The organism is Sphingobium sp. TB-6, assembly GCF_012927365.1.
In the GTDB taxonomy this organism is placed as follows: Bacteria; Pseudomonadota; Alphaproteobacteria; order Sphingomonadales; family Sphingomonadaceae; genus Sphingobium.
The window spans coordinates 1-22,475 of the sequence record NZ_JABBGL010000026.1 but is presented as its reverse complement, the minus strand read 5'-3'; the positions used below and the strand labels follow the sequence as shown (position 1 = coordinate 22,475).

The following is a 22,475-nucleotide window of genomic DNA, read 5'->3' as shown; positions in this document are numbered from 1 at the left end:
TTCCTTTGCCGGGGGCCAATTCTGGATCCGCCCCCGGTTTGTCATTAAAAACGATAGCTGAAGTTCGCGCCGAACGTGCGCGGCTCGCCGGTGAAGCGTACGGCGCCGTCGCCGGAAGAAGCCACCGAATTCCAATAATATTTGTTCGTCAGATTGCGGCCATAAATGCTGACCCGCCATCCATTGATGGACTCCACGCCCAACCTGGCATCCAGCAGAGTGTAGGACGGCATGGCGAAAGCGGGATTTTCCCCAAGATCAGCATAGGTCTTATCGCGATAGGTCACGGTCCCGCCAATAAAGGGTGTCAGGTTTCCCCCTGTATCAAACTTATATTCCGCATCGAGATTAGCTGACCAAGGTGGAGCATAGTTAAACTCCTTGCCCGAAAAATCGAGCGGCTGACCAGCGAAGTCAAACCCAACGTAATTTTCCACCTTGGTTTTGATATAGGTGACCCCGCCGCTGAGACGTAGCCCCCCAAATTGCGCCGTAATTTCCAAATCCGCGCCATCGACGGTCGATTTGGGAATGTTCACCAGTGTAGCTGTAACGAGCGCACCCTGCAGGACTGGCAGAAATGAGAAGAACTGCTTGTTCACATAGTCATAGTGAAAAGCCGAGAGGTTCAGCTGGACGTGATTATCCAGCAGCGTCAGCTTCGCGCCAGCCTCATAGGAAGTCAGCTTTTCCTGCTTCACCGGCTGGATGACGGAATTGAACAGGTTCACGATGACAGGAAAGGTTCCTGCCTTGAAACCGCGGCTCACTGAACCGTAAAGCAGTACGTCGTCCGTTACTTTGTAATTGATGGCGCCCCGCCAGGCAACATTATGTTCCTTCTGCTGGCCGTCGGCAAAAATTGGCAAGAATGTGGGAGCCGTACCTCCATCATCGATCGTGATGCATCCGCCGGAAACATAGGCAGCAGCCAGCGCCGGATTGATTGCTCCAACGATAGCCTGCGAGACACCTCGGATACCTGGCGTGCCGCCCCGATCGAACGTGCAGCCGCTGATCGTCTGCTTCGTCTCGGTGTAGCGCGCACCGGCAGTAAGGGTCAGCCCGTCGATCACCTCGTAGTCCACGCTACCGAACACTGCCGCAGCGCGCTGGGTTAGATCATATATCCATTCGGCAGGAGAGTTGGGCGGAAACCCGGTATATCCGACATAGGAGTTGGCGACGCCTTCGGTGATGTCATCCTTGCCGTAGCTTGCACCCAACACGAAGTTGAGACCGATGTCCTTGTAGTTGCCTGCGATCCGGATTTCCTGATTGAAGGACTTGATGTCGGCCTTCGCAGTCGCGGGCTGCATGGGAACGGCGGTGCCATCTTGGTCATGCGGCGAGCGAAAGCGCGTTTTAATGTAGTTCGTTATGGAGGTCAACGTCAGCTGATCGGTAACATCATAATCGGCGCGAAGGACACCCTGGTAAGTATAGTTGTCCGCTCGCGTGTCATAACCCGAGTCGAAATCGGCATCGCGGGCGTTCGTCGGCAAATTGTCCCGATACAGCAGGAACGGCTGTGCGGAAGGCGCAGCCGGATTCACAGGCTGGATGAGGAATGCCTGGGCTTGCTGCTGCTCGCTGCGGTCTTTAGCCGCATTCAGATTGACCGAAACTTTGAGCCTATCCGTGGGAGTCCAGTCGAGGAGCAACCGCCCTGCAATTTTGTTTTGATCGCCGTTCTTTTGATCATTTAGATAATAACCGCGCTGCCAACCACCGAACTGCGTGGTCTGAACGGCGAGGCGCGCTCTCAACGTGTCTGAAAGCGGACCACTGACAAAGCCTTCGGCATTGGTTTCATCCCAATGATTAACGTCAATCCGAAAGCCTGCAGAAAGCTCCGCTGTCGGCTTTGCCGCAATCACATTGATGGAGCCACCAGTCGCATTCTGGCCGAACAGGGTTCCTTGCGGCCCCTTGAGCACCTCGACCCGTTCGACGTCGAGGAACAAGGCTTGCCCCATAACAGGATAAGGAATCGCAGCTTCGTCGATGTATGAACTTACAGTTGGAGGCGCTGATGCCTGAAAGGAGTTGAAGTTTACGCCGCGCAGCGAGAAGACCGGCGGACCGAACACGCTGGTAGAGGCCGTAAATCCAGGCACAACCGCGCCGAGCCCCTCTGCATCGACGACCCCGGCGCTCTGAAGCTGCGTAGCGGAGGCGACCGAAACGGTGACGCCCACATCATTCAGCCGCTGCTCGCGCTTTTGCGCAGTAACGATGATTTCGCCAAGTCCGGTTTCTTGAGAGGCCGGCTGCGCAACTGGGGCGGGCGCGCCCGCAGATTGAGCGTTAGCCTGCCCACTAACCGCCATAGACCAGCAGCACAGGGCGGCGATTGCTGCAGATGTATAAAAATCCTGTTTCATTCATCCCCTCCTGGAATACCCCTATTTGGGGTCTGAAGAGCAGCTTATGCGGCTAGTCGATCACGCGATGTCACCTGACGGGGTGACTTTGTCCAGCCCCGCTCAAAAAGGCGGCTCTGAGATGCTGTTGGCCGCGGCGTTTGCTGCACGATACAATCCTGATTGCAGGATCGCATTTATCCTGCAATCAGGCGATGAACGAACCAGATTTCTAAACATCATGCGACATCCTCTCCTTCGTCGTTACCCAATGCAAGAAACGCTGCAGAGGATAGAAGGCGTAATGGGGTCGGCCCAGCGAATTCTCCATGGCTTCGCCCAGAGCAACGTCTTTACGCCGACCGGCGGCTCGGCCGTTTCCGATGCGTTGGCCGAAGCAATATCCCTGCCCGCCAGCAACTGGCTACGCCACGTCGTAATCTGGTTTGGTGCATGACGCGGAACCAGCGATCGAGATTTTCGTGCGCGGAGCGAGTGATAGAGCGCTTGAGCGTTACCTGGCCAGCCAGACAGATGGCCGCCGTCGTTCTACCAACGGGTCTTCGCGCTCCATAAGCGCCCGCGACACTTCGCCATGTTCAACAGATTATGCAGGCGCATCAACGCCTACCAAAAGATATCCGAATCTGCCGCGCGCTGGGAGGCTCCGCCGGACATGGCCTTGCAGCCCGAATGGCCACGAAAAGTCCGGCGCAAAACCGCCAATCTCAACAGCAAACAGAAGCCTGGCCCCTCGGCTCAGGCGGTTCAGACCCGACTATTCTGATCCGGTCCTCGTTGAAGCCCATGGCGGCGCTGGAATAGCATCTTCGCCGCCGATGCGATCAAAATCGCCGCCAGCATGGGCAGTAGCGCAGCTTCGGGCACGATGCCGAGCAGCCGACCACCAATGAAGCTGCCTACGATCGGGCCCAGCGCCATGATGATGACGAACATGCGATGCCGTCCGATCACCGCGAAGCTGCTGTCGCGGCTGTAGCGCGCGAACCCCGCGATCATCGTGGGCAGGCTGATCGCGAGCGACAGGCTGCCAGCCAGCTTCACGTCGACACCGAACAGCAGGATCAGCGTCGGGATCAGCAACTCGCCGCCGGCAACCCCAAGCAGCGCTGCAACGATGCCGATCGCAAAACCGCCAAGAATGCCGACAATGATCCGCATCATCCCGTCGGCGACCAGACTGTGGCCGCCGCTCAGGCCTTGACCGAACATAAGCACCATCGCGATCCTCACCAGGAGGATGCCGATCAACCGGTGCAAGTTTTCCGGCCGCAGGCCGATTGCCCATCCGGCGCCGAACCAGGCTCCCGCAAGGCTTCCGGCAAGCAGGTTGAGAATGACCGGCCAGTGCGCGGCGATCTCGGCGAAGGGAACGGTGCCCATGCGGAACGGCAGCGCGGTCGCCACCACGATCAAACTCATGGCCTTGTTGAGGATCCGGCAGTGAAGGTCGTGACGGGATTGCGGACCGTCAGCACGTCAGTTTGCGTCATTGATCCGTCCTGCCAGTTTGAGAAGGTCGCCACGTCATTCGAGAAGTCCAAGAGCGCGCGCCCGCTCCTTCTCGCGGCGCACGCCTTCGGGTGCCCATGACAGACCACCGCGGGCCGTGGGTTCCCGTAGATCGCGCGAAAGCCATGTCGCGAGTTCCCGCAACGTCGCATCGGGATGCGTGCGAACCCTGTCCGCGAGTAACCGCGCGACGCGGGTATCGGGCGGCAAGCGCCCTGCTTTGTCGAGAATGGAAGGGTTTGCATGGCCAGCGCGCACCAAAGTGCGGCAGGCCTTGACCAGCGTCCGTTCCGAGAAGGAGCGGACTGGTGGCGAGATTGCCTGCAACTGCCTTACCACCAGCTTCCACGGCAGATGCGGGCGCAGACGCTCGACCGTCGGCAACCATCGATGCCGCCCATCGAGCAAATCATTGAGATAGCGCTCCCGATGACCATAGCGGATATCAGCGATGGCGCGCGTGTCGCGCGCGCGCATCTTGGGGTTGTCGGGTTTGGCGCCCCGCGCGACCGCGGCCTTCAGCCCCGCCCGTGTTCGCTCCCGGATGAGCGCCCTTTCGAACTCCGCAAACGCGCCCAGCATCTGGGTCATCAACATGCCTTGCGCGCTGCCGGTGTCGATCGGGTCATTGATGGACCGGAAATGGGCGCCCTTCTTCCTCAGCATCTCCACGACCTCCAGCAAATGCGACAGCGAGCGCGCGAGGCGGTCGATGCGGACCACCAGCAGCGTGTCGCCCTCCCCTGCCCTTCCGATGGCGCGTGCCAGCTGCGGACGCTCGCGGCTCGCGCCGCTGGCCTTGTCTTCAAAGATGATGGCGCACCCCGCCGCCCGCAGCGCATCGAGTTGCGCAGCGGTATCCTGCTCGTCCGTCGAAACCCGCGCATAGCCCAAGATAGCCAATTCGATTTCGCCCGATCTGCCGTTTGGCCCGTTTTGTCACAAATAGGGTAACGGGGGCAACCGGTCGGTTGCTCCCGTTACGCAGGTTCTATTCGGGAATGCTCGAGGGAATCGAACCGCTGACAGTGCGCCCGCACGTCGCTCCCGACTATGAGGTACAAGACGGCGGCAACGCCGCTCGATCAACCGCCAGTCGGCGCATGCCTTCATAGTTCTGGCCCCATAGACCAATGCGTTGCCGGGCCGCCTGCTGCATCAGCTTCACATAGGCACCGCCAGAATATCGCCGATAATCTACGGCATAGCCCTGCGCGACCATTGTGGCTGCGAGGCTCGCCCCATTTTTCTTCAGGCGACATGAGAGGTTCAGTCGACCATAGCTGGTTGCGGGGCTGCGACACTGCTGTTCCTGGCGAAGCGCGACATCAAACAAGCTGGCTGCACACTCGACGCCCCCATCGCGCTGAACCAGACCTGCCATCGTCTGCGCTGACAGCCGCTTGAGCTGTGGAAGATCATCGTCCGGCGCATCAATCCCAACAGTGCGAACCGTTGATCCCGCTACCTCCAGCGTATCACCATCAATCACTCGGGGTGCTGGATCGATTAATCGCAGCGACGCAATTCGTCCGATCTGCTGCTTTTGCTGTGCCAAGGCATAGACCGACACCGCACCAAACATCAGCGCAAGCATGACCCGTTGATGGTTGGGAAGCCCAGGAAACAGCTTCACTGCGAACGGATCTCACGCAAAAGGTCATTCCAGTCGCCAGAGTGCGGCGGCAGCTTCACATCGAGCTGCCGCCCCTTGTCAGTGAGATGCGGCTCCGCGCGTTCAATGGCGCGCTCTGCCTCACCGCCATGCTGGCTATAGATGATGATCTTGTGGATGCTCTCGGGAATGGTGATGGCCTGATATCGTTCGATCCCCAACACCGGCCACACGAAGGTTTCCGGCTCCAGCATGTTCATGACGCTCGCGGCGTCCTCAACCCCTTCTGCGAGCCGCAATATGCCATCGGCAGGAATTCCACCCCATCGTACGGCGCCACCACCAGGGTTTCCCAACAACCTCTTGGGCTTGGTGATCGCAGCCTTGCCCTTCCCGTCAGCCTGCAAAAAGGTGCGGTGGATGGCGACCACACCGATATCTTCTTCAACCGGAACAATGAGAGCAGGCGCAAAAGCCTTGTCCTCACCGCCGCCAAACTGACAGCGTGCATCAAAGCGGGCGGTGATGCCCGTCGGCACGATCGCCCGACCGCGGATATACCGTTCCGCGAGACTGCCGATGAAGGGATCGGCAAAGCGCCACGTAGATAGCGCCAGCTTATTGAAGTCGGCCTTCCCTCCCTCATGGCGTCGGCCAGGATCATGGCCAGCCGGCGGAGCGAATTGGCCGGTGCGCAGCGCTTCGACAATGGCATCGGAGGTGCAGCCGGCGAAGCAGTGAAAGAGCACTGCTTTGCGGCCGACCCGGACCGACAGGCTGGGATCGCCATCGGCATGGGCGGGACAGCGGCACATGGCGTAATCACCCTGCCATTTGCCGCCAAGCTGTCGGACGATGCGTTCGGCATCTCGTGCCACCGCGTCGGGATTGCGACCGCTCACTGGACCTCCTCTCACTTGCCACTTACCCTAAGGCTAATAAGAATAACGTCACGATACCAGCGATATATATATAAATCGCTGCATGAGGTAAAATGGAACTCGAACTGATCCTGGAACGCGAACTCACATCCCATCGCCCGGTCGCGGGCACGATCACCGACATTCAGGTGCATCAACGGGATGACGATGGCAAGTGGTACATCAACGTCCGGGTCAGCTGGCGCGGTTCGACGCCCTACCATGTCGCACTCTACGATAAGAAAAGAATCCGTTTATATTCAAAGATTTCATCGGCCATTCGTCATATTGTGAACGCCTATGGCTACAGCGCGATGATTGGCGTCAATCCATCGCCTCAATGGAACGATCCATCCCGTTTCTGAAATCGAAAAGCCAGATAATCCCTTAGTTTCAGGAATTTGCGTCATCGGGGCAGGCTAGGCAGTGCCCTGAAAGCGACTTAAGCTGTTTTCCCATAGAGGTGAAAACATGCGAAATCGCTTGTCTATTTCCTTCGGCGTTGCTGCATGCCTTTTGACGTGTGCTACGCCCTATTCGGCCAAGGCCGCCGACAGCACATGGGCTTGTGAGGTGCTGCTGTGCGCAAGCAATCCGGGCGGCTGGATGCAATATGCGCAGTGCGTGCCTCCCATCCGCAAATTATTGCGAAGCCTTGCCCTGGGCGGGGGCTTTCCGACATGCACCGCTGGCGGTGTCAGGGCGGCAAAGTACAGAGAGCCGAAAAATGGGCGACCCGGCACTGTCGTCATGACGATGCAGGACGGCAGCCGGCAGACCTATATTGTCCCGACCCAAGCGGAGGTGGCGCAAGCCGAGGCCACAGCCATTCCGGGTGGGCCGCAATAATGCAGTTCACGACCGCCGCGATCTTGGGGCTGGCCGCACAATGCGCAAGCGGCGTTGCCCCATCCACGATTGCAGCCGTGGTGCATACCGAAAGCAAAGGTTATCAGTTTGCCCTCAACGTCAACGGTGTGGCCCAGCAACCCGATCGCCCGACCAATGCGGCGGATGCGGCGCGCATCGCGCGCAGCTACATCGCCAAAGGCTATTCGGTTGATCTTGGCCTTGGGCAGATCAACTCCAACAATATGAATGCGCTCGGTCTTACATGGGCCAGCGTGTTCGATCCCTGCGCCAATATCGGCGCGGCCGGACAGGTGCTTGCGGGCAATTACCACCGGGTCCGCGACGGCAGGATGCCCCAGGAGGCCCTGCGCGTCGCTCTCTCGATGTACAATAGCGGCAGCCAGATTCGCGGTTTTCGCAACGGCTATGTGCATCGTGTGCTGAGCAACGCTGGCGTCGCCAATGGTGTGACCCCTGTTGCCTATGCCGCGCCGATAAGCGCCGCAGAAGGCGGCAAGGAGAGCCAGCCCCCCACCACGATGCTGGCCGAGTTGGCTGCTGAAAATATGGCCAATGCCGGGCCGACACCGGCGGCATCGCCACCGCCCGCCTGGGACGTCTTCTCCCGAGCGGCTTTCGAGCGTGCCCGTCACGCGGAAATAGGAGGAAGCTGATGAAATTGAGCGCAGTCTCGCAAATACGCGCGTGGCCGGTACGATCGTCCGTCCAACGCTATGTAAGGGGCATGTCACCACTGCAACGCAAGGTGACGTCATTTGCAGCCATAGCTGCTATCGTCAGCATTGCGACGCTCCTGTCTCCCGACCCCGCTTTTGCCCAATCTGCCAATCTGGAGGGCTTCGCCAATAATGTGCTCAGCCTGCTCAGCAATGGCCTGCTGCGCGCCTTGGCGGTGATCGCGGTCATCATCGCGGGCGCGGGATGGCTCATGGGGCGGGTCAACACCGGCGGCCTTGTCACGGTGATCATCGGGATTGCGATCATCTTTTCCGCGCCGTGGATAGTGGATCAGATCGCAGGCTCCGCCTGATAGCCAAGCGGCTCGACACGATGCCGGGCCGCCATTTTCTGAGAGCCAGGAGGACCGCTTGGGCGAGGAGAGAGAAGAAATAGCGCGCAACACGCTGTTCCTGGCAGTGACGCGCCCTGCCCTATGGGCGGGCATCCCCATTGAGGCCGCCGTGCCGATCCTGTTGGTCTCGGCCATTGTCCTCATCGGCACCAATAATCCGATCTATGCGCTCATCACGGCGGCGGTCTGCTATGGCCTCGCCCGCATCGTGGTGCGTCAGGATGTGAATGCCTTTCGGCTGATTTTCCTGTTCTTCCGCACCAAGGCGGCGAACCGCAACCGGACCTTCTGGGGCGGATCGAGCTATACCCCTCTTCCTCTCAAGGGCATCGCGCGCAAGGGCTTCGGCCGCCATGGCTAATGCCCATCGCCTCTCAGCCCAGGTGCCGTTGAAGGTCGCGCTCAAGGAAGTGATGCCGACCAAGTTTCTGCCTTATGCCCGGCATATCAACGACCAGATGATCGTGCTCGATTCTGGGGCCATTATGCTCAGCTTCGAGTTGCAGGGCCGCGCCTTCGAATCCGCCGATGTCCGCGACCTCAACGATTGGCACGCCAAATTGAATGGCATGCTCCGCAACCTCCATGATGACCGCCTCTCCATCTGGACGCATCTTGTAAGAGCGCGGGTCGAACAATATCCCGGCGGCAATTTCCGATCGAAATTCGCCCGCGATCTGGATGCCGCCTATTTCGGTCGCATCAACCGCGAGCGGATGTTCATCAACCGCTTCTTTGTCACCCTGCTGGTGCGCCCTTCTGCGCATGGCGCCGACAAGCTCATTCATCTCTTCCGGTCCAAAGGCAGGAATGACGCGGCCGCCAATGCGGTCGATCAGGATTTGATCGAGTTCCTGGAAGATAAGGCCCGGGATTTCGAGAAGTTGATGGCCCGCTGTGAGCCACGCCGCCTCGCTATCTATGGGCAATGCGGCCTTAAATTCTCCGAACCGCTGGAAGTCACCGAGATGGTGATGACCGGCCGCTATCGCCGCGTGCCGATCATTCGCGGCCATCTGGGCAGCGCACTCTATCGGCAGCGGGTCATTTTCGGTGGAGAGACCGTGGAAGTCCGCGATGCGGATCGCAGTTCGTTCGGCGGCATATTCGGCATTCGGGAATATCCCGCCTTTACCACGCCTCGCCAGTTTGAATCCCTCCTCGCCGTCGATTTCGGGTTCGTCCTCACCCAATCCTTCACCTTCCTCGGCCGCGCCACCGCAGCGGAGCGCTTCCGCCTGCGGCAGCGACAGATGGAGAATGCCGACGATCGGGCGATCAGCCAGATGCACGATCTGGTCGATGCGGCCGACGATCTCATGTCGAACCGCTTCGTGCTCGGCGACCATCATTTTACCCTGGCCGTCTATGGCGGCAGCCTTAAATCCCTGCGCGATCATATGTCGATCGCGCGTGCCGCGCTTGCAGACACAGGCATGGTGGCAGCACGCGAGGGGGCCGCACTGGAAGCCGCCTATTGGAGCCAGCTTGTCGGCAATTTTGCATGGCGGGCGCGGCCGGCGCCGATCACGTCGCTCAATTTCGCGGCCTTCTCGCCCTTCCATACCTATCCCGCCGGTCACGCGACCGGCAATCATTGGGGTGATGCCATCGCGCTGCTCAAGACCAGCGCGCGTAGCCCCTATTTCTTCAGCTTCCACAAGCGCGATGTCGGACACACGATGGTCATCGGCCCGACTGGCGGTGGCAAGACGGTCCTCCTGAACTTCCTCATGGCACAGGCGGAAAAGACCGGTGCCCGGCAGATCTTCATCGACAAGGATCGCGGCGCCCAGATTTTTGTGCTGGCGAGCGGCGGCAGCTATCTGACGCTCGCCAACGGCGCACCGACGGGCTTTGCGCCCTTGAAGGCATTGTCGGACACGGCGGAAGACCGAGCATGGCTATCGCTGTGGATCCGCCAATTGGTTCGCGTCGAAGGACGGGCCATTTCCGTGCAGGAAGAAAAGCGGATTGATGATGGCATTGCGGCCGTCATGAAACTGCCGCCCGCGGCCCGCTCGCTCGACGCGTTGCGGACCATGCTCGGCATGGCCGATGAAGGCGGGGTGGGTGCGAGGCTTGAGAAATGGACTTCGCGCGGCGCGCTGGGCTGGGTGTTCGATAACGCCACCGACGAAATGACGCTCGACGCCCGTTTCATCGGCTTCGACATGACCGATTTTCTCGACAATGCCGATATTCGCGCTCCGTTGATGCTCTACCTGTTCCATCGCATCGACAAGCTGCTGACCGGCGAGCGCACCATGATCGTCATCGACGAATTCTGGAAGGCGCTGGGTGACAATGCGTTTCGCAGCTTCGCGCAGGACGGCTTGAAGACATATCGCAAGCGCAATGCGCTCATGGTGTTCGCGACCCAATCGCCCGGCGATGCGCTCAAGAGCGACATCAGCCATTCCATCCTTGAGCAGGTCGCGACGAAGATCATGCTCCCCAACCCCAATGGCCAGCGGCGGGACTATATCGACGGCTTCTCCATGACGGAGGCCGAATTTGCCCTCATCCGCGAGGAGCTTGCCCAAGAATCCCACAAATTTCTGGTGAAGCAGGGCCACGATTCTGTTGTCGTCGAATTGGATCTGACCGGCCTCGACAATGAGCTGGCCGTCCTGTCAGGCCGTGCGGAAACGACTGCCGTGGCCTGCGAGGTGATCGCCGAACATGGCCCCGATCCGGCCGTGTGGCTCCCCATTTTCCATCAGCGCCGACGCTCAAGTTGAGAGGAGAGGGTAGGATGAAGGGCAAAAGACTTCACTATTGGGTGGCAGGGGCCTCGCTTCTGACCATCGCGACATCAGCGCAGGCGCAGGGTATTCCCGTCAGCGATACCCGTGGCCTATTCCAGCAACTCGAGCAGGTTCGCCAGGGCGTATCGATGTTGGCTCAAGGGGCCAATCAGCTTCAGCAGGCCCGCGACCTGTATCGCGACCTCAACAAGGCTACCGATATCGGGAGCATTGCGAGCAGCCTGCGCACCGACGCCATGCGCGAGTTAAACGTCTCTTCCGGCAGCCTGGATGGCTATGCCAACGGAAATCTGGATGTGATCGGTCGCCTGCGCGGTCGTTCCGACAGCGTGTATCAAGGCTTGATGGGGCAGCTGTCCCCCGACGTCTCGGACAGCACGCGCGCAAGCTATGAGACCGGTGCACGAAGCGCGGCTGTTACGGCAGGCCTGGCCGGATCGGTGGGCGATTCCGTAACGAGCCGGCGCGAAGGCCTGGAAGAACTGCGCAGCCGCCTGGCCAGCGCGAACTCGGCGGCAGAACGCGCCGACATGAGCGCTCGCCTTCAGCTGGAACAGGCGCAGATGACGAATGACATGATGGCCCTGCAAGCGGTCGAGCTGCAACGCCGCGCGAAGGCCGAGGCCGATTATCAGGGCTTTGTTGCCGCACAGGACCGTCAACTCTCAAGGCTCAAATCTCAGGCAGGTGTCGAATAATGCGTCAGGTCGTCAAAATCAGCAGCGCGGCATTGCTTTTGCTTTCCGCCTGTTCCCGGTCTGAACAGTCGCAGTCTGGTGAGACATTGCGGTCTGACATTCCACTCCGCTCGGTTGAGTATTTGATGTCTCATTCCGACGATGCAGCGGCAGTTCAAAAGATGTGTTCGGAATGGAAAAGCTCACAGAGACCGGTAGCGAGTTGGCCCTCTGTCGTGACTCAGAACTGTAATAACGACGATACCGTGCGAATGCTTAAAATTGAGGATGAGCGACGTGAAAAATTGAAGCGTCAGGCTGGTATTCAGAATTAACAAGGTGGCAGCGCCATGAATTTTCCGATCTTCGAAAACATGATGAATTCAGTGGATGGCGCCCTCGCCGGCATTATCGCACTTTATTCTTCGGTGATCGGTATTATTTCTGCCCCCCTCCGCGTCGGCGTCACCATCTACATCATCCTCCTGGGGGGCGCGATCCTCAGGGGAGCTGTGCAATATCCCGCGCGTGAATTTGTCTATCGCGCGCTGAAGCTCGCAGCCCTTACCTGGGCAGTCAGCTCACTCTATGGTGCATCCATCGGCCTCTTCACCATGAATGGTTTGCCAGGGCAGTTCGCCAACGCGCTCGGAGGCGCAGACGTCAACGGTCTTGGCGGTTATTTCGACAATCTGCTGCAAGGTGCCTTCCACGCGATCACGAAGATCGAGGAGATTATTCGAGCTCATACGATCGTAGCGGGCAAAAATCTTGTCGGCATTCCCAACAATTTCGTCGAGATAATCCTCGCCGCAATTGCCAATCTCATCATTTTGATTGTCGCCCTGCTGTCGTGCGCGTTGGGTTTCACGATCTGCGCCTTTGCCCTCTTCGCACTCGCGCTGCTGGCAGTCGTCGGTCCGCTGTTTGTGGCTGCCTTGTTGTTCGATTCGACGAGGGGCTGGTTCTTCTCATGGATGGGATCGGCGATCAGCTATATCATGCTGGTGGTGTTCGCGTTGCTGGTCACGCTGTTCATCTCGCAAACGACCGATACATTCATCAATGCGATCAGCAACGACGACGAATTGCTGATCGCGGTGATGAAGGCTCTGTCATTCTATGTGCTGGGCTTCTACTTCTTCCTGCAAATCCCCAGCCTGGCATCGGGTCTGGGCGGTGGCGGCCCTGCTCTTGCCGCCCAATTTGCCAACGCCGTTACAGTGAACTTCGCCCCGGCCGCAGGCCGCACCATGGCGGGCGCACCCTCAAGCGGCGTCCGCGCCATTGGTGCGGGCGCCTGGCAATTGGGTGGCAGCCGAAACGGCGGCGGCGGAACGCTGACCCGCACGCGATAGGAGAAATGCCGTGAATATCGTCAAGGCCCTCGTGCCGCTTGCCCTTCTTGCACTTCCGCCGGCTGCTCCCGTCTTTGCGGCCAAGGAAGCCAAGGTCCCGCGCTGCAATGGCCAGGCCAAGCGGCCCGCCAATCCCTATGGGACAATCCTCCCGACGCTCCCCGCGCGCAGTGCAGTGGCACCCACGCCTGTAACCCCACCGACCCAATTCTTCCCTTCACCCAGCAGTCCGCAAAGCGGTGGTCCAGCAGCGAAGGTGGATCGCGTGCCACCGATCAGCGAGGCCGCGCCTCCCCCTGCCCCCGGCGCGGCCTCTCGCGCCGTCTATGCGAGTTGCTGATCATGGCAATCGGGGTCAAAGACAGCGCCGAGGATCTCAAGGCCTATTTCGCCGAAGCGCGAAGCTGGGATCGGGAACGCTTCGTCGCGGCCGAACGGTCGAAGCGGCTCGCCTGGATCGTCGCGGGCGCCGCCAGCACCATCGCGGTGGTCGGCGTCGCGTCGGTGGCGATGTTATCGCCGCTCAAGACCGTGGTGCCCTATGTCGTCACCGTCGATCGCTCGACCGGCGCCACCGAAGTGACCCAGCAGCTTCGCGGCGACAAGACGGTCACCTATGATGAGGCGGTCCGCAAATATTTTCTCGCCAATTATGTCCGGTCCCGCGAGGGCTGGATACCGCAGGCGCGGCAGGAATATTTCAACCAGGTGCTCGCACTCTCGGCGCCGGAGGAACAGCGCCGCTGGATCAGCTTCTACAAGAAGGACAATCCCGACTCCCCCCAAAACCAGCTGACGGCCAGTGATACGGTCTTCGTCGCGGTGCGGGCGGTCTCCTTCATCTCGCCGACCGTGGCCCAGGTGCGGTTCACCAAGCGGCTGGAACGAGATGGGCAGGCCACCGAAACGCCAGCCATCGCAACCATCACGTTCGACGTGCTCTCCAAGCCGGAATCTGAAGCGGGCCGCTACGCCAATCCGCTCGGCTTCCAGGTGAAAGCCTATCGCGCGGACGTAGAGATAGGTGGAAAATGAAACAGCTCCTCATGGCATCAGTCGCGATGCTGGCCTGTGCGCTCCCGATGAGCGCCCACGCCGAAAACACACCCCGCCCGGTCACCGCCGATCATCGGGTCCGCGAGGTCAATTATAGCGATCAGAATGTCATCGCGATCCGCAGCGCCTTTCGCACGGCCACCCAGATCGAGTTCGCGCAAGGCGAGGTGATCAAATTCGTGGCCATGGGCGACACCGTGTCCTGGGAAGTCGCCCCGGCTGAAAATTCCCTGTTCATCAAACCGCGCGAGCGCGCGGGCGGGACCAATCTCATCGTGGTCACCGACTATGCCGGCCAGAAACGCAATTACACCTTTGCGCTCGCCGCCGTCGCCAATGGCCGCTCGTCCGAAACATTCTACAAGGTCAGGGTACGCTATCCCGAGCAGGAGGCGGCAGCCCGCCGGGAGGCCGCTGCCCGCCAGCAGCTCACCCAGGTTCTGGCGCAGCAAAATGGGGCGATCAGGGCAGCGCTCGACCTTGGCGTGCTCGAAGGCATGCGCAACCTCAACTACAGCGTGCAGGGCTCGTCAGAAATCCAGCCGTCCGAAGTCACCGACAATGGCCAGTTCACGGTCCTGCGCTTTCCCAATCAGCGCGAGATCCCCGCCATCTTCACGGTGAATCCCGATGGCAGCGAAGCCACGGCCTCCTTCGATGTGCGCGACGAATTTGTCGTGATCCATGGCGTGTTCCGACAGCTGCGCCTGCGCCGGGGCAAGGTGGTGCTGTGCATCTACAATGACAGCCCGAACTTCTACGGCCGCGATCCCAAGACGGACACGGCGTCGGAAGTGGTGGAGCGCAAGACGGAGAATTGACGTGAACGACAGGCATTTCGACGTCGACGCGACCCCCGACATGAACGAGATCGACCGGGATGCGGCAGCGGTCGATCGCCCCAACCGCATTCCTTCGCTGACATCCTTCCAATGGGACACGAAGAAGATGATCGTGGCCGGGGCCATCGGCGGCTCGCTGCTGTTTGCCGGCCTCACTATCGCTGCGGGTGTCGGCGGTAACAACAAGCTGCCCGAGGTCAAGGCCAAGCCGCCCGCGCCTGAAGTGCCCTATGATCCCAAGACCGTGATCGCGCCCACGCTGGAGACAGCCGCGCAAGATCCCAATGCGCCCATTCCGCTCACCGGCGAGCAGGTCCCCGCAATCGGGCCGGGAACCCCTGGCACCACTCGGACGCAATCGCCGGAAGCAACCGCTGCGCAGCGACGGATGGCAGAGGCGCAGGCCCTGCGCGATTCCGCCCGCCGCTCCACCCTGGTTGCCTATAGCGGCACCAGCGGCCAATCGCTTGGCCAACAGGCCGCAGCGTTCGGCGGCAACCTGCCCGATGCCAGCGCTGCTGAAGGCGGCTCCCAACAAAATACCGCTCTGGACAATCTCAAGCGCACCTCCGCGATCGGCCGCACCAGCGCGCGTATGATCGGTGACCGCAATTATCTGGTCACGGCAGGCTCGATCATTCCCTGCACCCTCCAGACCGCGATGGACAGCAGCGTGCCCGGCTATGCCACCTGCATCGTTCCACGCGACATCTATTCCGACAATGGTCGGGTCGTGCTGATGGAGAAAGGCACGCGCGTCTTCGGCGAATATCAGGGCGGGCTCAATCGTGGGCAATATCGCCTCTTTGCCATGTGGAGCCGCGCCGTCACGCCGCGCGGCGTGGCGATCGATATTGCTTCACCGGCATCGGACAGCCTCGGCCGGGCCGGGATTGGCGGGAAGGTCGATCGCTTCTTCTGGGAACGCTTTGGCTCCGCTCTGCTGTTCAGCGTGCTGGAGGATGGCGCCTCTGTCGCCTCCAATGCCGTGGGCCAGGCCGGCAGCAATGTGACCCGTGTGCCCTCGGACTCCGCATCCACCATCCTCCAGGACACGCAGCAGATAAAGCCCGTGTTGCGGGTGCCTCAGGGGACCGACCTTGCGATCACCGTGGCCCAGGATTTCGACTTTGCCCAGGTTTATGGATTGAGTCTCAAATGACCGTCACCGCCTTCCGCAATACGGCGGTGCTGGACGACGCCATCCAGCCCTTACGCAAATATCTCGATGACGAGGACGTCACCGAGGTTGTCATCAACCAGCCTCTGGAGGTTGCGGTCGAGCGGCGGGGTGGCTGGACTTGGGGCCGGGAAGAGGAATTGACCCTCCCCCGCCTCAACATATTGGCGACGGCAGCAGCAGCGTTCACCTCGCAGGACGTCACGCGCGAAAACCCGATCTGCTCGACCATCTTTCCAACCGGCGAACGCGTCCAGATCGTCGCGCCGCCGGTGGCGCCGGACGGAACAGTGTCGATCACAATCCGCAAGCCCTCGACGAAGGCCATGAGCATGGAGGAATTCGATGCCAGTGGCCTCTTTGCCGAAACGAAGGTCGCCGAGCGGGGCATGACGGACATCGAGCATCAGCTCCTTGGCCTGCTGGCGGACGCGCGCCATGTCGAATTTTTCAAGCTCGCGGTGCGCAGCCGCCTCAATATCCTCATCTCCGGCGCAACCGGATCGGGCAAAACGACCTTCGCCAAGGGGCTGATCCAGCTCATCCCGGAAGAGGAACGGCTGCTCACCATCGAAGACACACGCGAGCTGGTGGTTCCCCACCGCAATGTCGTCCACATGACCTACAGCAAGGACGGCCAGGGCACCGCCAAGGTCACAGCCAAGGAATTGCTCGAAAGCGCCCTGCGGATGCGGCCCGATCGGATTTTGCTGCAGGAGCTACGGGACGGCACCGCTTTCTTTTACCTGCGCAACGTCAATAGCGGCCATCCCGGATCGATCACGACCATCCACGCTGCGTCGGCGGAACTGGCCTTCGACCAGCTCACCCTGCTGGTGAAGGAGAGCGAGGGGGGAGCGGATCTTGGCCGTGACGATATCCGCTCGCTCCTCAAGATCCTCGTCGACGTCGTGGTCCAGATGAAAAAAGTGAGAGGGCAGTTTCGCGTCACGGAAGTCTATTATGATCCCGCAGGGCGGCACGCCGCATGAGCCGGGGCACGACGCTGGCGATCGGCATTCCCGCCGTCCTCCTGCTCCTGTGTCTTACCGGCTCCATTGTCGCGTGGTTTGCCCTGGGCCTTCCCGCCTCCGCCTATGATCCGCTGAAGATGCCAGCCTTCTTCTGGTATTATCGGGGTGACCCTGTGGTCCAAAAGGGCCTCGCCGGCGGCATGGCAGCCGGATCGCTGCTGTCGGGTCTGCTTCTTTACTGGTTCGTGACCCGCAAGCCGCCATTGCACGGCGCGGCCCGTTTTGCCAGGGAACGCGAAATTGTGCGCCATGGCTTCCGCGGCAAGGACGGGATCGTTCTGGGCAAGAAATCCGGTCGCTACCTGATTTTCGAGGGCAATGAACATTGCATCGTCGAAGCCCCCACGCGCTCAGGTAAAGGCATCGGTATCGTCATCCCCAATCTGCTGAGCTGGCCCGGCTCGACCGTCGTACTCGATGTGAAGCGCGAGAATTATGATGTGACGGCGGGGTTTCGCGCGAAACATGGCCAGGCCGTCTATCTGTTCAACCCGACCGAACCCGAGGGCCGTACCGCCCGCTATAACCCGCTCAGCTATATCGACAGGCAGGACGCCGACCAGGTCATCATCGAGCTCCAGAAGATCGCGACCATGTTGTTCGTGCCTCCTGAGCGGGGTGAACCCTTCTGGACCGATTCCGCGCGCACGGCCTTTGTCGGCGTGGGCGCCTATCTCGCCCAGGCCGACGGGCCCTTCACGATCGGTGCCATCTACCGGCTGATGACCACGGGCGATACGCGGGGCACTTTCCGCCGGATACTCGACGATCGGAGTCTGCGCCTCTCGGCAGGCTGCCGCAACGCGCTCGCTGATTTCACGTCGGGCGCTGACAACACCTTTGCCGGCATTGTCCAGACGGTCACATCCAAGCTCAGCCTCTGGCTCAACCCCCGGGTCGATGCGGCCACCGAGGATAGCGATTTCGATCTGCGCGAACTGCGGATGCGGCCCATGTCGGTCTATCTGGGGGTGTCACCCGACGAGCTGGATCGGGTCGCGCCGCTCTATAATCTCCTGTTCCAACAGCTTATCGACCTCAATGTCCGCGAATTGCCTGACGCACGCACGCCGATCTCCGTGCTGGTGCTGCTCGACGAGTTTGCGCGGCTCGGCCGCGCCCAGGTCATAGCCGGCGCCTTCTCCTATGTGGCCGGCTATGGCATCCGGCTTTTGCCGGTCATCCAGTCCCGGTCCCAGCTTCGCGCTGTCTATGGCGAGCATGTTGCCGACGAGATCGTCGCCAATTGCGGCGTCGAGATCGCGTTCACGCCCAAGGAATTGCGGGTTGCCAATGAGCTGTCCGAACGGATCGGCTATGTGGGGCAAGAGGCGGTCACCAAGTCGCTCACGATCCATGGCATTCTTGCCAATCGCTCAAAATCCATGTCCGACCATCGCCGCGCGCTGTTGCTGCCGCAGGAACTGATGCAGTTCCCCAGTGACGAGCTACTGTTGCTGCGCGGCGGCATGCCGCCGATCCGGGCTGACAAGATCCGCTATTATGGCGATCGCCATTTCACGCGCCGGCTGGCTCCGCCACCGAGCGTCGCGCCCATCGTCCGGCGCATCGCGGAGGATGAGGACCTGCCTCCCTGCGTTCTGCCCGACGCCGACCAGCTGGCGAACCCTGACCCTGAGACCTTCGCCATGGATTGTGTCGTGATCTCGGATTTTGACGACATTTTGATCGACGTGGAGGCGAGTGAGCGCGGCGACCGCCGTGTGGGCATCATTGAGCAGGAGCGATAATATGGCTGATAACCTCACCCCTCCCGAAGCTGGACCCGAGCCGACGCGCAAGCGCGCCACCGTCGAAATGCCCCAGGAGCTCGAAACCCGTTTCTTGCGGGTGGGGGACAAGCTCTATCGCAGCGCGCATGACAAGTATCCGGTGGCGACGATTTCTCCCGACCGCATCAAGGCGAAGGATAGCCGCGCCCTCCCCGATCTCATTCGGCTTGCCAAAGCCAATGGCTGGACGGCGCTCAAGATCAATGGCGACGCGGAGTTCAAGCGCGCCGCCTATCTGGCCGCAGCCGCACAAGGGCTGACGATCGAGGGGTATCGGCCTGACGCCAAGACGCGGGCGGCGGCGCAACGTGACCAGACCCTCCAGGCTGGAACCCCGAAGTCACGTACCCAGACACGCGACGTTGGCGAGGCTGAGTCTAAGCAGCGCGCGTCCAGAACGGCCAGCCAGGTCCGGGACAGCAAGGAAAAGCCCGACCTGCGGACCGACCTCGCCGAACGGTTCCGCCGTCAATCCCACATCGACAATGCCAAGGACCCGGAACTGCGCCGCGCGCAGAGTCATGTCGCCCATGCCATGACGATTGCGGCCAAGCGCTTCCCGCAGGATGAAGGTCGGCGGAACGCCTTTGTGGATCGCCGCAAGGAAGAGGTGGCTGTCCGGATAGAGCGCGGCGAACGGATTGCGGGCGTGCAGATCCGCCAGCAACAGGATGAGCGCATCCGCTCGATCCAGCAAAGCCAGATTTTGCAACGGCAACGCTCACCCAACGGACGCTGATCGGGTGGAACGAGGAGCTCGGAAGGGAGAAAGCGTCCTTGTCATCTTTGCAGGGCAGCCGGTTTGATCAATTGGCAGAGATTTGATCTCTGTTGAAATCAGAGAGTGACAGCCGTCTAAGAGTAAATGCCGGGTCACTCGTCAGACGTTTATGATCTCCTAGAACGCGCAATATTTACATTGCTGGAAATATCGCGCACAGCAGGCTCATCACTCAAGATGGGTCAATCCTCATGGCAGACGAAACCAATTCCGACATCACCGCCCTCACCGTTCAACTGTTGAGCGCCTTCGTCTCGAACAATAGTGTTTCGAGCGATGGTCTTGCGGAGCTGATCAAGACCACCCGATCTGCCTTGACCCAGGAGGTGGCGGCGCCCGCCGCGCAAGCAGCAGCGGAAGAATTTGCGCCGGCCGTTTCGGTTCGAAAGAGCCTTGCTTCGCGGGATCATATCCTCAGCCTCATTGACGGCAAGCCGTACAAGACCCTGAAGCGGCACCTCGCCCAGCATGGCCTGACGCCCGAACAATATCGCGAGCGCTACAAGCTGCCCAAAACCTATCCGCTCGTGGCACCCAGCTATTCGGATGCGCGTCGCGCCGTGGCCGAGAAACTGGGTCTGGGGAAGAAGCCTGTCGCCGCACCGGTTGAAAGGGCCGCGTCCGTCCCTGCCCCCACGGTTGCTCCTGTCAAGGCGCCTGTGAAAGCGGCAACGCCGAAAGCTTCGCCCGCACCGGTCGCCAAGGCCGAAATGAGCTCGAAGCCCACCAAGGCCGCTACGACGGAAAAGGCCGCGCCCCGCAAGCGCCTGTCGATCGCGACGCCGAAGGCGGAGAAGCCGGCGGCCGTGAAGGCCGAAGCCTCGGTTGCCCCGTCCAGCGCGCCCAAGAGCGAGGTGGCGAAAACCGCCAAGCCGAAAACTGCGGCGAAGGCGAAGCCTGCTACAAAGGCAAAGGCAGCACCCAAGACCAAGGCTGCGAAGGGTGACGCAAAGCCAGCCGCTCCAACACCCGTGGAAGCGAAGGCACCGGAAGCCGCCGCCGCCAACTGAATAGGGGGAAATGTGCAGCCTCACGAAAACGTGGGGCTGCACATTTTGATCTCGCTAGGTGGACGGCCTACCGGCGAAACCATTCGTCGCGGACGGCCTCCAACCGCTCTGGACAGCGAACACCGATCCTCCTTAAGCGCAGCCCGTGCCCCAGTTAATCAGTCTAGCCGTTGTCGGAGCGTTATACACCAACAAAGATGGCTCGAACCGGCAGTTCGAAATCCGGATGCTCAATCCGGGCGACGCGATTTCGCTGATCCTTGAGCCCGCCAACAGATCAGACAGCAGCGCCGTCGCCGTCTTCTCCTTCCGCGGTTTTCAGATCGGCTATCTATCCGCTGAACGCTGTGGCTGGATTGGCGCGAAAATCCAGCAAGGACAGGATGTCCGCGCCATCTTCCAGGCACCGACCAACGATGGCGCGATCATCCGGGTCCATCTCGATGGCGGCACCCCTACCCTGCCCCCGCCCCCACCTGAGTCGGTGCTTTCGGTCGATGCGCTCTATGCGCAGCAAGCCGATCTCGCATCAGGCTTCTGGCCCGATTATCTGCCGCCCGATGATTGAAGCGCACCGCGCCCGGCCAGCGTCAGTCCCTAATGGACCCGCCCCAGGGCGCGCTTCGCTTCGGGCGTGATCGTGTAAACCGCTTCGCGCTGCGCGCCCCGGTTGGCGTGATCGACCCGGAATCCCTTATAGTGGCGGCGCAGCAACCCCGCGCGGACCAGGTCCGACGCTGCCCTACTGATGCTGGTACGGCCCGATCGCACTATACGGGCCTTGATTTCCTCCGCGATCCGCGCCTCGGCTGCGACCGGATCTTCGGGCAGCTGCCCCTTGGTCACAAGATCGGCGCGCACTGCATCGATCAGCGTGCGGCGGCGACCGTCCTTCTGCGCCAACGGGATCAACGCCTCGCAAAGCCAGTCCCGCACCGGCAGCAGCGCGCCGTCATAGCGGACATAAGGCCCGATGCTATCGCCTTGCCCCACGGCCTTGTAGATGAGGTTCAGCACCATGAAGGCATAGCGCGGGCGCTTGGAGACCTGCGAAATTCGGTCGATAAGATCGGGCAATGACCCAAGGGTGGGGGCTGTTTCGCGGGGTTCGAAAAGGTCGGGCTGCTGGAACATATCAGGAATCTAGCACATGCGCGGTCCCTGTGAATCCCCCCGCGCCGCTGGGGAACCACAAAAAACAGATATGTCACTTTACCGACCGCGGTAGATTGGCTTGTGGACGCAAATCCCGTTGCCGCTGGCCCAAAAGCCAGTAAATAAGGCCTCTCCATACATTGGGAGAGTTCCTTCATGAACAATACCGCCCTCGCCGAAGCCATCGCGACCGAGCATGGCCTCACCAAGACCGACGCGCGTACCTATGTCGATGCCGTGTTTACCGCCATCGCCAATGCCGCAGCCAACGGCAACGAAGTGAGCCTGAACGGATTTGGCAAGTTCAAGGTAAGTGCGACGTGAAAGTCGTCTAAATAATTGTTTGCGCATGAATAATCTCATGGATCAAACCTGATGTTCCGTCATCAGTAGCCTACCGGCACATGCGGGACTGGTAACGGTCCGGTATGAAGCTGCT

The 22,475-nt window shown here is 60.7% G+C and carries 24 protein-coding genes and 1 pseudogene; 19 read left to right on the top strand and 6 right to left on the bottom strand.

Annotated features, from left to right (window positions below; translation table 11 throughout):
- Positions 1 to 44 precede the first annotated feature (44 nt).
- On the bottom strand, positions 45 to 2,387 hold the full coding sequence (locus tag HHL26_RS21930) for a TonB-dependent receptor (protein ID WP_082749255.1): 2,343 nt from the start codon (positions 2,385 to 2,387) through the stop codon (positions 45 to 47).
- Positions 2,388 to 2,508: 121 nt separating this feature from the next.
- Here HHL26_RS21930 and HHL26_RS21925 point away from each other — a divergent pair, with 121 nt between their 5' ends.
- Positions 2,509 to 2,823, top strand: coding sequence for a hypothetical protein (locus HHL26_RS21925; RefSeq protein WP_145907831.1), 315 nt, complete (start codon positions 2,509 to 2,511; stop codon positions 2,821 to 2,823).
- Between the two features lie 311 nt (positions 2,824 to 3,134).
- On the opposite strand, the gene HHL26_RS21920 is transcribed toward HHL26_RS21925, so the two are convergent.
- The 4 genes from HHL26_RS21920 to HHL26_RS21905 form a co-directional block, all read right to left on the bottom strand.
- The gene (locus tag HHL26_RS21920) at positions 3,135 to 3,809 is read right to left on the bottom strand and encodes a sulfite exporter TauE/SafE family protein (protein ID WP_169576717.1); all 675 of its coding nucleotides are present in this window, start codon (positions 3,807 to 3,809) and stop codon (positions 3,135 to 3,137) included.
- A gap of 105 nt (positions 3,810 to 3,914) precedes the next feature.
- Entirely contained in the window at positions 3,915 to 4,802 is an 888-nt protein-coding gene (locus HHL26_RS21915) for a recombinase family protein (RefSeq protein ID WP_066564693.1), read from the bottom strand.
- 148 nt (positions 4,803 to 4,950) lie between these two features.
- The gene (locus HHL26_RS21910; RefSeq protein ID WP_237230217.1) at positions 4,951 to 5,535 is read right to left on the bottom strand and encodes a thermonuclease family protein; all 585 of its coding nucleotides are present in this window, start codon (positions 5,533 to 5,535) and stop codon (positions 4,951 to 4,953) included.
- Complete coding sequence (locus HHL26_RS21905; RefSeq protein ID WP_237230218.1) at positions 5,532 to 6,416, bottom strand: toprim domain-containing protein; 885 nt, start codon at positions 6,414 to 6,416, stop codon at positions 5,532 to 5,534. The genes HHL26_RS21910 and HHL26_RS21905 overlap by 4 nt, the downstream gene beginning before the upstream one ends.
- Positions 6,417 to 6,508: 92 nt before the next feature.
- On the opposite strand from HHL26_RS21905, the gene HHL26_RS21900 reads away from it, so the two are divergent.
- From HHL26_RS21900 to HHL26_RS21820, 17 genes are all read left to right on the top strand, one after another.
- Positions 6,509 to 6,799 (top strand): hypothetical protein, encoded by a 291-nt coding sequence (locus tag HHL26_RS21900; RefSeq protein WP_066564695.1) that lies wholly within the window; start codon positions 6,509 to 6,511, stop codon positions 6,797 to 6,799.
- A gap of 106 nt (positions 6,800 to 6,905) precedes the next feature.
- Positions 6,906 to 7,283, top strand: coding sequence for a hypothetical protein (locus tag HHL26_RS21895; protein WP_206377573.1), 378 nt, complete (start codon positions 6,906 to 6,908; stop codon positions 7,281 to 7,283).
- On the top strand, positions 7,283 to 7,960 hold the full coding sequence (locus tag HHL26_RS21890) for a lytic transglycosylase domain-containing protein (RefSeq protein WP_100239752.1): 678 nt from the start codon (positions 7,283 to 7,285) through the stop codon (positions 7,958 to 7,960). The genes HHL26_RS21895 and HHL26_RS21890 overlap by 1 nt, the downstream gene beginning before the upstream one ends.
- Complete coding sequence (locus HHL26_RS21885) at positions 7,960 to 8,337, top strand: TrbC/VirB2 family protein (protein ID WP_240962546.1); 378 nt, start codon at positions 7,960 to 7,962, stop codon at positions 8,335 to 8,337. Before HHL26_RS21890 ends, HHL26_RS21885 begins: the two co-directional genes overlap by 1 nt.
- Before the next feature lie 58 nt (positions 8,338 to 8,395).
- Positions 8,396 to 8,740: a type IV secretion system protein VirB3 gene (locus HHL26_RS21880; RefSeq protein ID WP_157801350.1), complete on the top strand. Its 345-nt coding sequence runs from the start codon at positions 8,396 to 8,398 to the stop codon at positions 8,738 to 8,740.
- Positions 8,733 to 11,123: a VirB4 family type IV secretion/conjugal transfer ATPase gene (locus HHL26_RS21875; RefSeq protein WP_169576716.1), complete on the top strand. Its 2,391-nt coding sequence runs from the start codon at positions 8,733 to 8,735 to the stop codon at positions 11,121 to 11,123. The genes HHL26_RS21880 and HHL26_RS21875 overlap by 8 nt, the downstream gene beginning before the upstream one ends.
- Positions 11,124 to 11,137: 14 nt before the next feature.
- Positions 11,138 to 11,848 carry a type IV secretion system protein gene (locus HHL26_RS21870; protein WP_169576715.1) on the top strand — a complete coding sequence of 237 codons (711 nt, stop codon included), beginning with the start codon at positions 11,138 to 11,140 and terminating at the stop codon, positions 11,846 to 11,848.
- A gap of 329 nt (positions 11,849 to 12,177) precedes the next feature.
- Positions 12,178 to 13,185 carry a type IV secretion system protein gene (locus HHL26_RS21865; protein ID WP_169576714.1) on the top strand — a complete coding sequence of 336 codons (1,008 nt, stop codon included), beginning with the start codon at positions 12,178 to 12,180 and terminating at the stop codon, positions 13,183 to 13,185.
- Between the two features lie 10 nt (positions 13,186 to 13,195).
- Positions 13,196 to 13,525 (top strand): hypothetical protein, encoded by a 330-nt coding sequence (locus HHL26_RS21860; protein ID WP_169576713.1) that lies wholly within the window; start codon positions 13,196 to 13,198, stop codon positions 13,523 to 13,525.
- Between the two features lie 2 nt (positions 13,526 to 13,527).
- Complete coding sequence (locus tag HHL26_RS21855) at positions 13,528 to 14,220, top strand: VirB8/TrbF family protein (RefSeq protein WP_169576712.1); 693 nt, start codon at positions 13,528 to 13,530, stop codon at positions 14,218 to 14,220.
- Positions 14,217 to 15,062 (top strand): P-type conjugative transfer protein VirB9, encoded by an 846-nt coding sequence (virB9, locus tag HHL26_RS21850; protein WP_169576711.1) that lies wholly within the window; start codon positions 14,217 to 14,219, stop codon positions 15,060 to 15,062. Before HHL26_RS21855 ends, virB9 begins: the two co-directional genes overlap by 4 nt.
- Before the next feature lies 1 nt (position 15,063).
- Positions 15,064 to 16,245, top strand: a complete 1,182-nt coding sequence (gene virB10 / locus HHL26_RS21845; protein WP_346765614.1) for a type IV secretion system protein VirB10 — start codon at positions 15,064 to 15,066, stop codon at positions 16,243 to 16,245.
- On the top strand, positions 16,242 to 17,255 hold the full coding sequence (gene virB11 / locus HHL26_RS21840) for a P-type DNA transfer ATPase VirB11 (RefSeq protein WP_169576710.1): 1,014 nt from the start codon (positions 16,242 to 16,244) through the stop codon (positions 17,253 to 17,255). Before virB10 ends, virB11 begins: the two co-directional genes overlap by 4 nt.
- Positions 17,252 to 19,048 carry a type IV secretory system conjugative DNA transfer family protein gene (locus tag HHL26_RS21835; protein ID WP_169576709.1) on the top strand — a complete coding sequence of 599 codons (1,797 nt, stop codon included), beginning with the start codon at positions 17,252 to 17,254 and terminating at the stop codon, positions 19,046 to 19,048. Before virB11 ends, HHL26_RS21835 begins: the two co-directional genes overlap by 4 nt.
- A 1-nt stretch (position 19,049) precedes the next feature.
- Entirely contained in the window at positions 19,050 to 19,829 is a 780-nt protein-coding gene (locus tag HHL26_RS21830; protein WP_169576708.1) for an LPD7 domain-containing protein, read from the top strand.
- 233 nt (positions 19,830 to 20,062) lie between these two features.
- A complete protein-coding gene (locus HHL26_RS21825) occupies positions 20,063 to 20,881 on the top strand; it encodes a MucR family transcriptional regulator (RefSeq protein WP_169576707.1) in 819 nt (272 codons plus the stop codon).
- A 145-nt stretch (positions 20,882 to 21,026) separates the two neighbouring features.
- Positions 21,027 to 21,449, top strand: a complete 423-nt coding sequence (locus tag HHL26_RS21820) for an HIRAN domain-containing protein (protein ID WP_169576706.1) — start codon at positions 21,027 to 21,029, stop codon at positions 21,447 to 21,449.
- A gap of 29 nt (positions 21,450 to 21,478) precedes the next feature.
- On the opposite strand, the gene HHL26_RS21815 is transcribed toward HHL26_RS21820, so the two are convergent.
- A complete protein-coding gene (locus tag HHL26_RS21815; protein WP_066564733.1) occupies positions 21,479 to 22,015 on the bottom strand; it encodes a hypothetical protein in 537 nt (178 codons plus the stop codon).
- 177 nt (positions 22,016 to 22,192) lie between these two features.
- Between HHL26_RS21815 and HHL26_RS21810 the strand changes: the two are divergent.
- Positions 22,193 to 22,348: pseudogene (locus HHL26_RS21810) on the top strand (HU family DNA-binding protein); the annotation flags it as partial.
- Positions 22,349 to 22,475 lie beyond the last annotated feature (127 nt).